Consider the following 13,087-nt stretch of genomic DNA (forward strand, 5'->3'; position numbering starts at 1 on the left):
TAAAAAAAATTCATAACCACCGCCCTCTAAAAAACACCCGCCATAAAATAAAAAAAAAAAAACCGCGCCCCCAACATCCGCGGGGCCCCCCATTTTTCGTGCTATCTCAGCTCAGACGCTCGATGACGAGCGCCATGCCCTGGCCGCCGCCGACGCACATGGTCTCCACGCCGAACTGCTTGTCGTAGGTCTGCAGGTTGTTCAGCAGGGTGGTGGTGATGCGGGCACCGGTCATGCCGAACGGGTGGCCCAGCGCGATCGCGCCGCCGGAGACGTTGAGCTTGTCCTCGTCGATCTTCAGCTCACGCGCCGAGCCGAGCACCTGCACGGCGAAGGCCTCGTTGATCTCGAACAGGTCGATGTCGGAGACCGACTTGCCTGCGATCGCCAGCGCGCGCTTGACGGCCTCGACCGGGCCGAGGCCCATGATCTCGGGCGACAGGCCGGACACACCGGTGGAAACGATGCGGGCCAGCGGGGTCAGGCCCAGCTCCTTGGCCTTGGTGTCGCTCATGATGACCAGCGCCGCGGCGCCGTCGTTGAGCGCGCAGCAGTTACCGGCGGTGATGGTGCCGTCGGGACGGAACACCGGCTTGAGCTGGCTGACCGCCTCGTAGGTGACGCCGGCGCGCGGGCCGTCGTCCTTGCTCACGATCGTGCCGTCGGGCAGGGTCACCGGGGTGATCTCCCGCTCGAAGAACCCCGACTTGATGGCCTCTTCGGCACGGTTCTGCGAGCGCACGCCCCAGCGGTCCTGGTCCTCGCGCGAGATGCCGGTCAGCGACGCGACGTTCTCGGCGGTCTGGCCCATCGCGATGTAGGCGTCGGGGAGCAGGCCGTCCTGGCGCGGGTCGTGCCACACACCGGCGCCACCTTCGGCGGCCTTGGCGGTACGGGCGACGGCCTCGTCGAAAATGGTGTTCCTGGTGTCGGGCGAGCTGTCGGCCGAGCCGCGGGCGTAGCGCGAGACGGTCTCCACGCCTGCGGAGATGAATACGTCACCCTCGCCTGCCTTGATCGCGTGGAAGGCCATCCGGGTGGTCTGCACCGACGACGCACAATAGCGCTGCACGGTGGTGCCGGGGACGACATCGAGGCCGAGCTCGATGGCGATCATGCGGCCCATACCGAAGCCACCCTCGCCGGCGGGGGAGCCGGTGCCAAGGATGATGTCGTCGATCTGCGTCGGATCCAGCGAAGGCACCTTGGCCAGCGCGGCACGAACCATCTGCGTGGTCAGGTCGTCCGGGCGCATTCCCGCCAATGACCCCTTGACGGCACGGCCGATCGGGGAACGGGCGGTGCTGACGATAACGGCCTCGGGCATGAGGACTCCTTTTCGCGTTGTTCGACGTGAACGGCTGTTTACATGCCGGTCAATTCTCGAATCTACGTCTCCAGCTGCGCGACGGGAAGGGCAGGGCGGTCGCGCACCTGCGCGATCAGCACGGGAAGCAGCTGCGCAGCGGCCAGTTCGTAGCCTGCCGCGGAGGGGTGGAATCCGTCCGTGGCGAACAGGATTTCGGGTGCGGCCCGGAACTCGGAGGCGACCAGCGGCGAACCCATCGGCACCGCGATGCCGCCCGCGATCGTGGTCGCGACCGTCTGCGCCTTGGCCAGCCGCACGCTCCAGTTCGCGACGATCGTGCGCAGCGGTTGCTGGATAGCGGTGACGGTACCCAGGTTGGGGCAGGTGCCGACCACCACCAGCGCATCGGCTTCACGCAGCCGTGAGACTGCCGCCGCGAGCCTGCGCGCCGAGGCCCGGATGGAGTGCTTCTTGGTGATGTCGTTGGCGCCGACCAGGATCACTGCCGCGTCCGGCGGCGGGCCCGCGACGAACATCGCGTCGACCTGTCCGGCCAGGCCCTTGGACGTGGCGCCGGAGATGGCTTTGGTGCTCAATCGGATCCGCATGCCGCTGGCCTCGGCCAGCCCGCGAGCCAACCGCACGCCCGGTACATCAGTGGCACCGAGGCAACCGAGCCCGGCCGCGGTGGAGTCGCCGAAGATCATCAGGTGCAGGTCGACCGGTGTCGTCTTGCGCCACGGCTCGGGAATGATGGCGCCCGGCGCGTAGACGCCGTCGGCCTCGGGCGGCTTGGAGGTGTCGCGGCCGATCACCGCGCGCGCCGCACCCGCCTGTGTCATCAGCAATCGATACGTCGCCCAGGAGACGGTCCCGGCGCTCGATCCGGCGAGCACAGTCGTCGCTCCGGTAACGACCGCGGTCCGCCAGCTGATTCGAGGTGCGCTCACATTGGAAAATTCTACGACGCCGAGTCCTGCGTACGGAGATGTCGACCACTTGCGGCCTGGTGGGCGCCCCTCCGCCGGGCATCGAGCGCAAGTGCTCGGCTACCCTCGGCACCATGCGCATCGCGGATCATGTCGTCGATCTCATCGGAAACACCCCCCTTGTTCGGCTGAACTCGGTGGTCGGCTCCAACGCGGGCCTGGTGGCCGCGAAGGTCGAATACCTGAACCCGGGCGGCAGCTCCAAGGACCGGATCGCGGTCAAGATGATCGACGCCGCCGAGCAGGACGGACTGCTGAAGCCGGGCGGCACGATTGTCGAGCCGACCTCGGGAAATACCGGTGTCGGCCTGGCGCTGGTCGCCCAGCAGCGCGGGTACAAGTGCGTGTTCGTGTGCCCGGACAAGGTCAGCGAGGACAAGCGCAACGTGTTGCGTGCCTACGGCGCCGAGGTCGTGGTCTGCCCGACCGCCGTGCCGCCGGAGCACCCCGACAGCTACTACAACGTCTCCGATCGCCTGGTCCGCGAGATCGAAGGCGCCTGGAAGCCCAACCAGTACTCCAACCCGGGCGGACCTGACAGCCATTACGAGACCACCGGTCCCGAGATCTGGGCCGACACCGAGGGCAAGATCACCCACTTCGTCGCGGGCGTCGGCACCGGCGGCACAATCTCCGGCACCGGCCGCTACCTCAAGGAAGTCTCCGGCGGCACGGTCAAGATCATCGGCGCCGACCCGGAGGGTTCGGTGTACTCCGGCGGCACCGGCCGCCCGTATCTGGTCGAGGGCGTCGGCGAGGACTTCTGGCCCACCGCCTACGACGCGTCGATCCCCGACGAGATCATCGCGGTCTCCGACGCGGATTCCTTCGAGATGACCCGGCGCCTCGCTCGCGAGGAGGGCCTGCTGGTCGGCGGTTCCTGCGGCATGGCCGTGGTCGCCGCGATCGAGGTCGCCCGCCGCGATCCCGACGCCGTGGTGGTCGTGCTGCTGCCCGACGGTGGCCGCGGCTACCTGTCGAAGATCTTCAACGACAAGTGGATGAGCTCCTACGGCTTCCTCCGGACGCCCCTGGAGGCAGGCCCCGAACCGCTGGTCGGCGACGTGCTGCGCGGCAAGTCCGGCGGCCTGCCCGACCTGGTGCACACCCACCCGTCGGAAACCCTGCGCGACGCCATCGAGATCCTGCGCGAGTACGGCGTCTCCCAGATGCCCGTCGTCGGCGCCGAGCCCCCGGTCATGGCCGGTGAGGTAGCGGGCAGCGTCACCGAACGCGACCTGCTCTCGGCTGTCTTCGAGGGCCGCGCCAACCTCACCGACTCCGTCGCCCAGCACATGAGCCCGTCCTTCCCGCTGATCGGTTCCGGCGAACCCATCTCCACCGCCACCAAGGCTCTGTCGGATTCCGACGCCCTGATGGTCGTCGAAGACGGTAAGCCCGTCGGCGTCATCACCCGCCACGACCTACTCGGTTTCCTGAGCACCGGCAGGATCTGAGGCTCGATGCGCTGCGGGCGCGGTGCGGATGTCGGCGCCGAGTCCCTTGTTCGCCGCGGCGGTCCGGATCGCGTCCACTACCAGCAGCAGCGCGGCCCGGCCCGCCGAGTTGGTGCGGTAGGCCAGTGACACGGTCCGGGTGAGGGCGTCGCCGAGCGCGACGATATCCACCCCGGGTGGGCGCAACGCCAAGCCCAGATCCGAGACCAGTGTGACGCCGAGTCCGGCCGCGACCATCGACATCGCGGTCGCCTGCTCCTCCAGCTCGTGGTCGATGCGCGGCCGGAGCCCGGCGGACTGGAACGCCAGCCGCGCCGCGTGCCCGAAGTGCGATCGGGCGGGCGCGATGATCCACGGATGCTCGGACAACTCGGCGAGGGTCACGCTGGCCGCGGGCACCGCACCGGCGGGGACGGCGGCGTGGATCCGTTCGACCCCGATGACTGCCCGCTCCAGGCCACGGTCCCAGGTCATCGGATAGTTCGAGTAGTCGAGAACGAACGACAGGTCGAGCGTGCCGTCACGGACGGCGGCGGCCGTCGACTCCGGCGCGAGTTCGGTGGTGCGCACCAAGATGCCAGGGTGCGAGGCGGCGAGGGTGGTGAGCGCGTCGGGGAGCAGGCCGGAGGCCACCGACGCCCACACCCCGGCGGTGATCTTCGCGGTTACCGATCCGCCCGCTTCCTCCAGCGCCTGGGTCGCGCGCTCGACCGAGGCCAGGATCTCTTCGGCGTGCTCGGCGAGCACGATCCCGAGATCGGTGAGCTGCACTCGGCGCCCGCGTCGTTCGAACAGCCGGGTGCCCGCGTCGCGTTCGAGCTGGGCGAGCTGTTGGGAAACCGCCGACGCGGTGTAGTGCAGGGCCGCGGCGGCGGCCGTGATGGTGCCGCGTCGGTGTAGTTCGCGCAGCATTCGCAGGCGGGCCAGAGACAGCTCCATAGCTCCGAGCGTATGCACTGTGCAGGAACCGTGAAGGGTGCCGTGAACGAACCGTAAATAGACGCGCGGCCATGGCGGCCCGCACGCTTGGTGCTACCGGGACGACGAGGTCCGCCACGGGCGATCACGACGAACGAGGAGGTGGGCACCATGACGATGCTGAACCCGAGCGGAGGGACGCCGCAGGTGACATCGCATACCGTCGCCGCACCCACGGACCCGGCCGTCACTCCCGCGATCCGTCGCGGCGAGCCGTATATGCGTCTGCACTGGACGGATTCGCTCACCGACGCGGTCGGCTACCTCGTCGTCCACACCCTGCGGGGCGGCCTGGCCACCGGCGGCACCCGGATGCGGGCCGGTTGCACCCTGGGCGAGGTCGAGGATCTGGCGCGCGGCATGGCCAACAAGACCGCCACGTTCGACCTGCCGATCGGCGGCGCCAAGGGCGGGATCGACTTCGATCCCAAGGACCCGCGCGCCGTCGAAGTACTGCGGCGATTCTGCGAGGCGATGCGCCCGTGGCTCGACGCGCACTGGGTGACCGCCGAAGACCTGGGGGTTCCCCAGCACCTGATCGACGAGGTCTTCGAACAGCTCGACCTCGACCAGAGCTACCACGCCGCGATCCGGCGCTCCGACGACCCGGCCGCGACGCTGGAGCGGGTCCGCAACGGACTCAACGCCGCGGTCGACGGCGGCTTCCTGCTCGGTGACGTCATCGGCGGTTACGGCGTCGCGCACGCCTGCCTCGCCACGGCGGTGCAGTGGGGGCAGGCACCTGCCCAGACGACGGCCGCGATCCAAGGCATCGGCACGATGGGCGGTGCGGCGGCCTACTACCTGTACGAGGCCGGGATGAAGATCACCGCGGTAGCCGATGCCGCAGGCACCCTGTCCTGCGCCGATGGGCTCGACATCCCGGCGCTGCTGGATCTACGCGACGGCTACGGCGAGATCGACCGGTCCCGCCTGCCCGCGGGCATCGAGCAGCTGCCGCGCAACGCCATTGTCGCCGCCGACGTCGATATCCTTGTGCCTGCGGCGATCTCGTACGCGATCACGCCGGACAACTCGTTCGATATCCGGGCGCACGTCATCGTCGAAGCCGCGAACGCCGCCACCACACCGGAAGCCGAAGCCATGCTCGCCGCCCGCGGCATCCCGGTCCTGCCCGACTTCGTCGCCAACGCGGGCGCGGTGGCCTGGGCGTGGTGGTTGCTGCTCGGCGAAGTGGACGACACCCCGGACACGTCGTTCGACCGGCTCCGCGTCACCATGCACGACAAGGTCGCACAGCTGCTCACCGCCTGGGCCGACGAAGGGGTCACTCCGCGCGAGGTCGGCCACCGCTGGGCAGCCGACCCCGCACCGCTCACCGGGCCGGTCGTCATTCCCTGAGATTCTGCTGCCTTCGCAAACAGCAGGCAGCTCGTTCAGGGGGTGAGCATCGAGTGCAACTCCACCCACTGATCCGGGTGGACATAGGCCACGACCGTGTCGTGGGCGATGCCGGCGGTGGCCAGTGCTTCGTCCACGCCGTGGTAGCGGGTGTGCAGGGAAGCGCGCACTGTGCCGCCTATTCCCGAGAACGCGGTTCGAACCAGCTCCGTGTAGGAATTGCGTTGGGAGACAAGCGGTTCTGTTCGCCGGGCGATCCGCAGGATCGCGGAGTCGACCGATGGGATCGGGCGGAAGCTGCCGCGGGGTACCTGCCCGCGCAGTTCCCAGCTGAACCACGGCCAGGTTGTCGCGGTCAGCAGGCTCCAGCGGCCGTAGTCGCCGGTGCGTTTGCGGGCGTATTCGCGTTGGGTGAGCAGCGTTGCCGAGGTCAGGGCCGGTGCGGTCAGGCACCAGTCGACGATGTCGGCGGTCACCGAGAACGGGATGTTCCCCACCACGGCGAACGGCTCGCGAGGAGCCTTGGCCTTGGTGAAATCGCCGCGTACGACGCGGATTCCGTTCTCGGAACGCGTTTGCGCCGAGAGCTTGGCCGCGAGCAGCGGATCGATCTCGTACGCGGTGACCTGTGCGCCCCGGCGAGCCAGGGCATGCGTGAGAATCCCTTCGCCCGCACCGGGTTCGAGAACCGTGCCCGCCGGATCGGCCACCGCCACGATCGAGTCGACGGCGGCACGGTCCACCAGAAAGTTCTGGGACAGTGTCCTTCTCGCGTGGTCACGGGCGGTCCGACCGCCACTCTTACCGGTGACCTTGCGCTGAGTGTGTGAGTAGTTTCGGTGTGCAAAATCCTGCGCCACGGCAGTGTGCCCCTTCGGGTCTTCGAGTCGAATGCAATCTCGAAGGGCCCTTGGCGCGCCGGTGGACGCCGATGAAGTTATCCGCGTCCGCTAGCGGGCCAGAGCCCGGCTGTAGCGGAGACGAATGAAGTAGTGGCACGACATGCGACCAACTCTAGGAAGCGGTCGAACGGCGGGCAACCGAATTTCTGTACGACGGGTGTGGACACGATCGGCACCGCGCAGGATCGGCGCCGATCGGATCGCCGATCCGGCCCAGCGCGCCTCGGTCACGCGTGGCGAGAGCGGGACCTCCCCCGTGATAGGGGGGATATTGTGCCGCTGACCGGCCGTGAGCAAATTTATCGCTACTTCACCGATTCGATGAGAATTACCTGGGTAAACACCACGAACAGGTGCATCGGCAATCAGCCGCACTGATCGGAAAGCGAAAGGACAGGCCGTGGATACCTCCGTCATTGCGATAGATTTCCAGCAGGGCTTGACCGATGCGTGGAGTTCGGTCGCGCAGTTCGTCCCCAAAGCGGTGGCATTCATCGCCATTCTTCTGGTTGGCTGGATCATCGCGAAGGTGGTCGCCAAGATCGTGAACGCAGTGCTGGAGCGCGTCGGATTCGACCGGCTGGTCGAACGCGGCGATCTGCGGAAAATGCTGTCCCGCAGTAAATATGACGCCTCCGACATTATCGCCAAGATCGCCTATTACGCGATTTTGCTGATCGCGCTGCAGATCGGTTTCGCGGTGTTCGGGCCGAACCCGGTCAGCGCGCTGCTCACCAGCATCGTGGCTTGGTTGCCGAGGGCGGCGATCGCGATCGTGATCGTGGTGATCGCGGCGGCCATCGCCCACGCGGTGAGCGACCTGATCTCCAATGTGCTCGGCGGGCTGTCCTACGGGAAGATGCTCGGCCGGATCGCGGCGGTGTTCATCTGGGGTATCGGCATCATCGCCGCGCTGAACCAGATCGGCGTCGCGACCTCGGTGACCACCCCGATCCTGATCGCCGTGCTCGCCACCATCGGCGGCATCATGGTGGTCGGCATCGGTGGCGGCCTGGTCAGGCCCATGGAGCAGCGCTGGAACAACTGGCTCGGCAATCTGGAATCGGAGATGCCCGCGATGAAGGGGCATGCTCAGGCATACCAGCGTGGACGCGAGGATGCCATGCGTCAGGGCGAGCAGGTGTCGCCGACCGTGGAGCAGGGTCGGCAGGCGTGGGTGACGCCGGGAGCGAGCTACCCGGAAGGCCAGCCGGGCTGGGGTGGCGAAACAGCCAGGTAACCGACGGAGACCGGCGCACCGTCACCTTGGGGTGGCGGTGCGCCGGTGTCGTGCGGTGTCAGTCCGCGGCGTACGCGCACACCGCGGCAAGGCGTAACTGCAGCCAGTCGGCCTCGTGCCAGTTGCCCGGCGCGCCCGCGAAGAATCCGTCGGCCCGCTCGGCGAAATGGTCGAGGAGCCCCTGGACATAGCCTGCGAGCAGAATGGTGAGGGGCACTTTGGCCGAATCGTCGACGCCGAGGGTGAGAATGTCACGCACCGCGGCAGCGTGCTGGTCCAGCTGGGCCGACAGCGCGGGCACCGCTGCGGCGACGGCGGCCGCCGGCGCTCCGAACTCGGTGTTCAACTGATGCAATTGTCGTTGCGCCGAAAGTTCGAGCAACGCGGGAGCTGGCGCAAACATTGCAATATGGTACCAATCTATTCATCGTTGATGAAATTGGATTGTTTCAAGATCAATGGCATAACCGGGCGAATCCGGCGCAACCTCAGCGCGCTCGATCGAATTCCGTTGAGCGCAACCATGGTCGCTGTCCGGGTGTCCTGCTGGACTGTCGAACATGGGCAGCGAACGTCGGAAATTGAAGACCGTCACCGGGGTCAGCGGGTCACGTGATGTGTACGCCGCGGCACTCGATCCGACCCGCTCCACGCTCGATGAGGCGGTGCGGATCGCGCGGATCGCCCAGGACAACAAGATCGGCGCGATCTTCGCGGCCGACCTGCTCAGCTTCGGCGCCCAGGGGGCGATCGGCGCACAGGAACCACTGATCCAGCTCGCCGCCCTCGGCGCGGTGACCACCGATGTCGGCCTGATCGCGACCGTCTCGACGACGTTCCATCACCCCTATAACCTGGCCAGGCTCTTCGGCACGCTCGACCACATCAGCAACGGCCGCGCGGCCTGGAACGTGGTGACCTCCTCGCTGGGCGAGGAGAACTACGGTGACCGTGATCTGCCGAGCCCGGAGGAGCGCTACGCGCGCGCCACGGAATCCATCGAAGTGGTCAACGCGCTGTTCGACAGCTGGCAGCCGGGTGCGCTGCGGCCTGACGGTGCGGGGGGTGCGGTACTGGACGAATCGCTCGTGCGGCCGATCGACCACGCCGGACGGTATTTCTCGGTGCGCGGGCCGCTGAACATCCCGCCGTTGCCGCAGGGCAGGCCGGTGCAGTTCCAGGCCGGTCAGTCCGCGGGTGGCGTCGAGCTCGGCGCGCGATTCGCGGAAGTGGTGTTCACCTCGCTGCCCACGCTCGAGGACGCGATCACCTACACGAAGAAGATCCGCACCCGAGCCGCCGCCTTGGGCAGGCCGGACGGGCTTCCGCTCATCTTCAGTTCTTTCCACGCCACCTACGGCGCGACGGAGGAGGAAGCCCACAGGTTGGTTCGCGAGGCCGCCGAAGCCACCGATTTCGAGGCAGGGCGCCGTCAGCTGGCCGACATGCTTGGTGGCGCCATCGACCTGTCCGACCTGCCCTTGGACAAGCCCATCCCGGAAACCCTGCTACCGCAATTGGATTCGGTACACCGCCGCCGCGGACGGGTCGAGATCTTCGGCAAGCTCGCCGCCTCCGGCGCGACCCTGCGCGAGCTCGTCATCGCCGCCAAGGACACCGGCCACTGGGCCGTCGCGGGCACGCCCGAACAGTTGGCCGACGCGATCGAGCAGCGGTATCGGGCGAATGTGCTCGACGTGATCTCCCTCGGCGGTCTCACCGACGAGCGCACCCACGATTTCGTCGTCAATGGTCTGCTGCCCGAGCTGCGTCGCAGGAATCTGCTCGATACCGACTATCTGGGCCGGACCTACCGGGAGAACCTGGAACTGCCCGCGCCGACCGGTTCGACGAGGGCGTAGCCGACGAGATGTGATCGATACCGCGGAGTTGCGTGAACCGGGCGCCCGATGGACTCTGAATGGGTATAACCGTTCCGAGACAACTTTCGGCAAACCCGCTCGGCGAGCGAGAGGATCCGCAGTGCAGGTCACCGACCCGGCCGTTCAGCTGTTCGGCATGAGCACGGTAATCGCCACCAGCGCAGGGTATTCGGCTCAGACGAGGATCGCCGGTGCCTGGCGCCGGTCGCCCTACGCGCCGTTGCTCGGTCGACTCGCCGCCGCGATCTTCTGGGGTTGCGGCAGTGTGGCTGGTCTGACCGTGCTCGGCATCCCCACAGCGATCACCGTGCCCATCGCGCTGACTGTGTTCACGGTAGTGATCGTGATGCTCGCCGCGGCCTTCGCCGGCGGCATGATCAGGCCCGCGCCGAGGCCGGGCCTGTCGGCCGGTACCTGACCTACCGGAACGCGTTGGCGTCGGTGAGCGCCTTGCCGATCACCAGCTGGTGCACCTCGGCGGTGCCCTCGTAGGTCAGCACCGACTCCAGGTTGTTGGCGTGCCGCAGGACCGGGTAGTCGAGGGTGATTCCGTTGGCGCCCATGATGGTTCGGCATTCGCGAGCGATCTTGATGGCCTCACGGGTGCTGTTCAGCTTGCCCACGCTGATCTGCTCGCCGGTGATCTCGTGGCGATCCTTCAGCCGGCCCAGGTGCAGCGCGAGCAACTGTCCCTTGCCGAGTTCGAGTGCCATATCGGCCAGTTTGGCCTGGGTGAGCTGGTAGCCCGCCAGCGGCTTGTCGAACACCGCACGGGTGCGGGCGTAGTCGATCGCCGCGCTCAGGCAGTCGCGCGCGGCGCCGAGCGCACCGAAGATGATGCCGAACCGCGCTTCGCTCAAACAGGCCAGCGGCGAACTGAGCCCGTGTGATTCGGGCAGCACCGCATCGGCGGGCAAGCGCACGTCGTCGAAATCCAGTGCGGCGGTGATCGATGCGCGCAGCGACAGCTTGCGGTGGATCTCGCGAGTGGTGAAACCCGGTGTGCCCGAGGGCACCAGGAAGCCACGCACCCGCGGCTTGTCCGCGCCGGGCTCCTCCGCGTAGGCCCAGACCACGGCGATATCGGCCACCGACCCGTTGGTGATCCACATCTTGGACCCGTTCAGAATCCAGTCGTCACCGTCGCGGCGCGCCCGCGTGCGCATCCCGCCGGGATTGGATCCGAAGTCGGGTTCGGTGAGCCCGAAGCACCCGATCACCTCACCGGCCGCCATCGCGGGCAGGTACTGCTGCTTCTGCTCCTCGGACCCGAAAAAGTGAATGGCCGCCATCGCGAGGGAGCCCTGCACCGACACCATGCTGCGCACCCCGGAGTCGACGGCTTCGAGCTCCTGGCAGGCGAGCCCGTAGGCGGTGGCCGACGCGCCCGCGCAGCCGTAGCCGTCCAGGTGCATGCCGAGCAGCCCGAGCTTGCCCAGTTCCGGCGCGATCTCGCGGGCCGGGAACGTGCCTTCCTCGAACCAGTCGGCAAGGTGCGGCCGCAGCCTGCGTTCCCCGAATCGCGCCACCGTGTCGCGGATTTCGCGCTCCTCCTGCGACAGCAACGGATCGATGGCGAACAACTCTTCGACGGTGACCATGCCGTGAGCTTAACCGCAGTACCGAACCCGAATCCGACACTTCGACCATGTCGAGAACCCCTGCGAAAGCGACCCGAACCGGCCAACTAGTCTGAGGCCATGAGTGAGCTGGGATTCTCCACCAGAGCCGTGCACGCCGGATACGAACCCGATCCTCAGACCGGTGCGGTCAATGTGCCCATCTACGCGAGCTCGACCTTCGCCCAGGACGGCGTCGGCGGCATGCGCGGTGGCTACGAGTACGCGCGCACCGGCAACCCCACCCGCACGGCCTTGGAAGCCAACCTCGCCGCCCTCGAATCGGGCAGCTACGGGCGCGCCTTCGCCTCGGGTATGGCGGCCACCGACTGCGCGCTACGCGCCATGCTGCGCCCGGGTGACCACATCGTCATCCCCGACGACGCCTACGGCGGCACCTTCCGGCTCATCGACAAGGTCTTCAGCCAGTGGGGCATCGAGCACTCGCCCGCCCACATCGCCGACCTCGACGCGGTGCGCGCGGCCATCCGCCCCAACACCAAGCTGGTGTGGATCGAGACCCCGACCAACCCGCTGCTGAGCATCGGTGACATCCCCGCGCTGGCCGATATCGCCCACGAGGCCGACGCGAAGCTGGTCGTGGACAACACGTTCGCCACCCCGTACCTGCAGCAGCCGCTGCTGCTCGGCGCCGATGTGGTCCTGCACTCGACCACCAAGTACCTCGGCGGTCACTCCGATGTCGTCGGCGGCGCGCTGATCACCAACAGCGCCGAGCTCGACAAGGACTTCGCGTTCCTGCAGAACGGCGCGGGCGCGGTGCCCGGCCCGTTCGACGCCTTCCTCACGATGCGCGGCATCAAGACGCTGGCCGTGCGGATGGAAAAGCACTGCGACAACGCCGAGGTCATCGCGGAGTTCCTGACCAACCACCCGGCCATCTCACAGGTCATCTACCCCGGTCTGCCCACGCACCCCGGCTACGAGATCGCGCAGAAGCAGATGCGCCGCAGCGGCGGCATGATCTCGGTGCGCCTTACCGGTGGCCGGGAAGCGGCGCTGAAGTTCTGCTCGCGAACCCAGATCTTCACGCTGGCCGAATCGCTGGGCGGCGTCGAATCGCTCATCGAACACCCGGGCGCGATGACCCACGCGAGCACCGAGGGCTCGGCCCTGGAAGTCCCCGCCGATCTGGTCCGGCTCTCGGTCGGCATCGAAGACATCAGCGATCTCCTTGCTGACGTCGAGCAGGCTCTGAGCTGAGCAGAGGACCCCACACATGACGAAGCGGGGGGGGGGGGGGGCGCGGGGCGGGGGGGGGGTGCTGGACCCGCGACTCGGTGCGGGTGTCGACCGAGCTGGTCGCCTCGTCCAGGATCAGGATCGA

The 13,087-nt window shown here is 67.6% G+C and carries 12 protein-coding genes; 6 read left to right on the top strand and 6 right to left on the bottom strand.

Features of this window, described 5'->3' with window-relative positions:
* Nucleotides 1-106 precede the first annotated feature (106 nt).
* Nucleotides 107-1,327 (bottom strand): acetyl-CoA C-acetyltransferase, encoded by a 1,221-nt coding sequence (locus tag ACFWPX_RS05175; protein WP_378919448.1) that lies wholly within the window; start codon nt 1,325-1,327, stop codon nt 107-109.
* Nucleotides 1,328-1,389: 62 nt separating this feature from the next.
* A complete protein-coding gene (locus tag ACFWPX_RS05180) occupies nt 1,390-2,259 on the bottom strand; it encodes an SGNH/GDSL hydrolase family protein (protein ID WP_378926295.1) in 870 nt (289 codons plus the stop codon).
* Nucleotides 2,260-2,372: 113 nt separating this feature from the next.
* Between ACFWPX_RS05180 and ACFWPX_RS05185 the strand changes: the two genes are divergently transcribed.
* Entirely contained in the window at nt 2,373-3,755 is a 1,383-nt protein-coding gene (locus tag ACFWPX_RS05185) for a cystathionine beta-synthase (protein ID WP_378919445.1), read from the top strand.
* Here ACFWPX_RS05185 and ACFWPX_RS05190 read toward each other — a convergent pair.
* The gene (locus ACFWPX_RS05190) at nt 3,723-4,694 is read right to left on the bottom strand and encodes a LysR substrate-binding domain-containing protein (protein ID WP_378919443.1); all 972 of its coding nucleotides are present in this window, start codon (nt 4,692-4,694) and stop codon (nt 3,723-3,725) included. The genes ACFWPX_RS05185 and ACFWPX_RS05190 overlap by 33 nt on opposite strands.
* 150 nt (nt 4,695-4,844) lie before the next feature.
* On the opposite strand from ACFWPX_RS05190, the gene ACFWPX_RS05195 reads away from it, so the two are divergent.
* Nucleotides 4,845-6,095, top strand: coding sequence for a Glu/Leu/Phe/Val dehydrogenase dimerization domain-containing protein (locus tag ACFWPX_RS05195; protein ID WP_378926296.1), 1,251 nt, complete (start codon nt 4,845-4,847; stop codon nt 6,093-6,095).
* Nucleotides 6,096-6,130: 35 nt separating this feature from the next.
* Here ACFWPX_RS05195 and erm read toward each other — a convergent pair whose 3' ends face one another.
* On the bottom strand, nt 6,131-6,955 hold the full coding sequence (gene erm, locus ACFWPX_RS05200) for an ErmE/ErmH/ErmO/ErmR family 23S rRNA (adenine(2058)-N(6))-methyltransferase (RefSeq protein WP_378926297.1): 825 nt from the start codon (nt 6,953-6,955) through the stop codon (nt 6,131-6,133).
* A 442-nt stretch (nt 6,956-7,397) separates the two neighbouring features.
* Between erm and ACFWPX_RS05205 the strand changes: the two genes are divergently transcribed.
* Complete coding sequence (locus ACFWPX_RS05205; protein ID WP_378919438.1) at nt 7,398-8,237, top strand: hypothetical protein; 840 nt, start codon at nt 7,398-7,400, stop codon at nt 8,235-8,237.
* Between the two features lie 58 nt (nt 8,238-8,295).
* Here the strand turns inward: ACFWPX_RS05205 and ACFWPX_RS05210 are convergent, their stop codons facing one another.
* On the bottom strand, nt 8,296-8,640 hold the full coding sequence (locus ACFWPX_RS05210) for a DUF6401 family natural product biosynthesis protein (RefSeq protein ID WP_378919436.1): 345 nt from the start codon (nt 8,638-8,640) through the stop codon (nt 8,296-8,298).
* Between the two features lie 157 nt (nt 8,641-8,797).
* Here ACFWPX_RS05210 and ACFWPX_RS05215 point away from each other — a divergent pair, with 157 nt between their 5' ends.
* Both ACFWPX_RS05215 and ACFWPX_RS05220 read left to right on the top strand, forming a co-directional pair.
* Nucleotides 8,798-10,099 carry an NtaA/DmoA family FMN-dependent monooxygenase gene (locus ACFWPX_RS05215; RefSeq protein WP_378926299.1) on the top strand — a complete coding sequence of 434 codons (1,302 nt, stop codon included), beginning with the start codon at nt 8,798-8,800 and terminating at the stop codon, nt 10,097-10,099.
* 121 nt (nt 10,100-10,220) lie between these two features.
* Nucleotides 10,221-10,538, top strand: coding sequence for a hypothetical protein (locus tag ACFWPX_RS05220; protein WP_378926300.1), 318 nt, complete (start codon nt 10,221-10,223; stop codon nt 10,536-10,538).
* A 1-nt stretch (nt 10,539) separates the two neighbouring features.
* On the opposite strand, the gene ACFWPX_RS05225 is transcribed toward ACFWPX_RS05220, so the two are convergent.
* Nucleotides 10,540-11,721 (bottom strand): acyl-CoA dehydrogenase family protein, encoded by a 1,182-nt coding sequence (locus ACFWPX_RS05225; protein ID WP_378926301.1) that lies wholly within the window; start codon nt 11,719-11,721, stop codon nt 10,540-10,542.
* A 99-nt stretch (nt 11,722-11,820) separates the two neighbouring features.
* On the opposite strand from ACFWPX_RS05225, the gene ACFWPX_RS05230 reads away from it, so the two are divergent.
* Nucleotides 11,821-12,963 (top strand): cystathionine gamma-synthase, encoded by a 1,143-nt coding sequence (locus ACFWPX_RS05230; protein WP_378919428.1) that lies wholly within the window; start codon nt 11,821-11,823, stop codon nt 12,961-12,963.
* The last annotated feature ends 124 nt before the right edge of the window (nt 12,964-13,087 follow it).

The organism is Nocardia sp. NPDC058518 (assembly GCF_042719655.1).
Lineage (GTDB): Bacteria > Actinomycetota > Actinomycetes > Mycobacteriales > Mycobacteriaceae > Nocardia.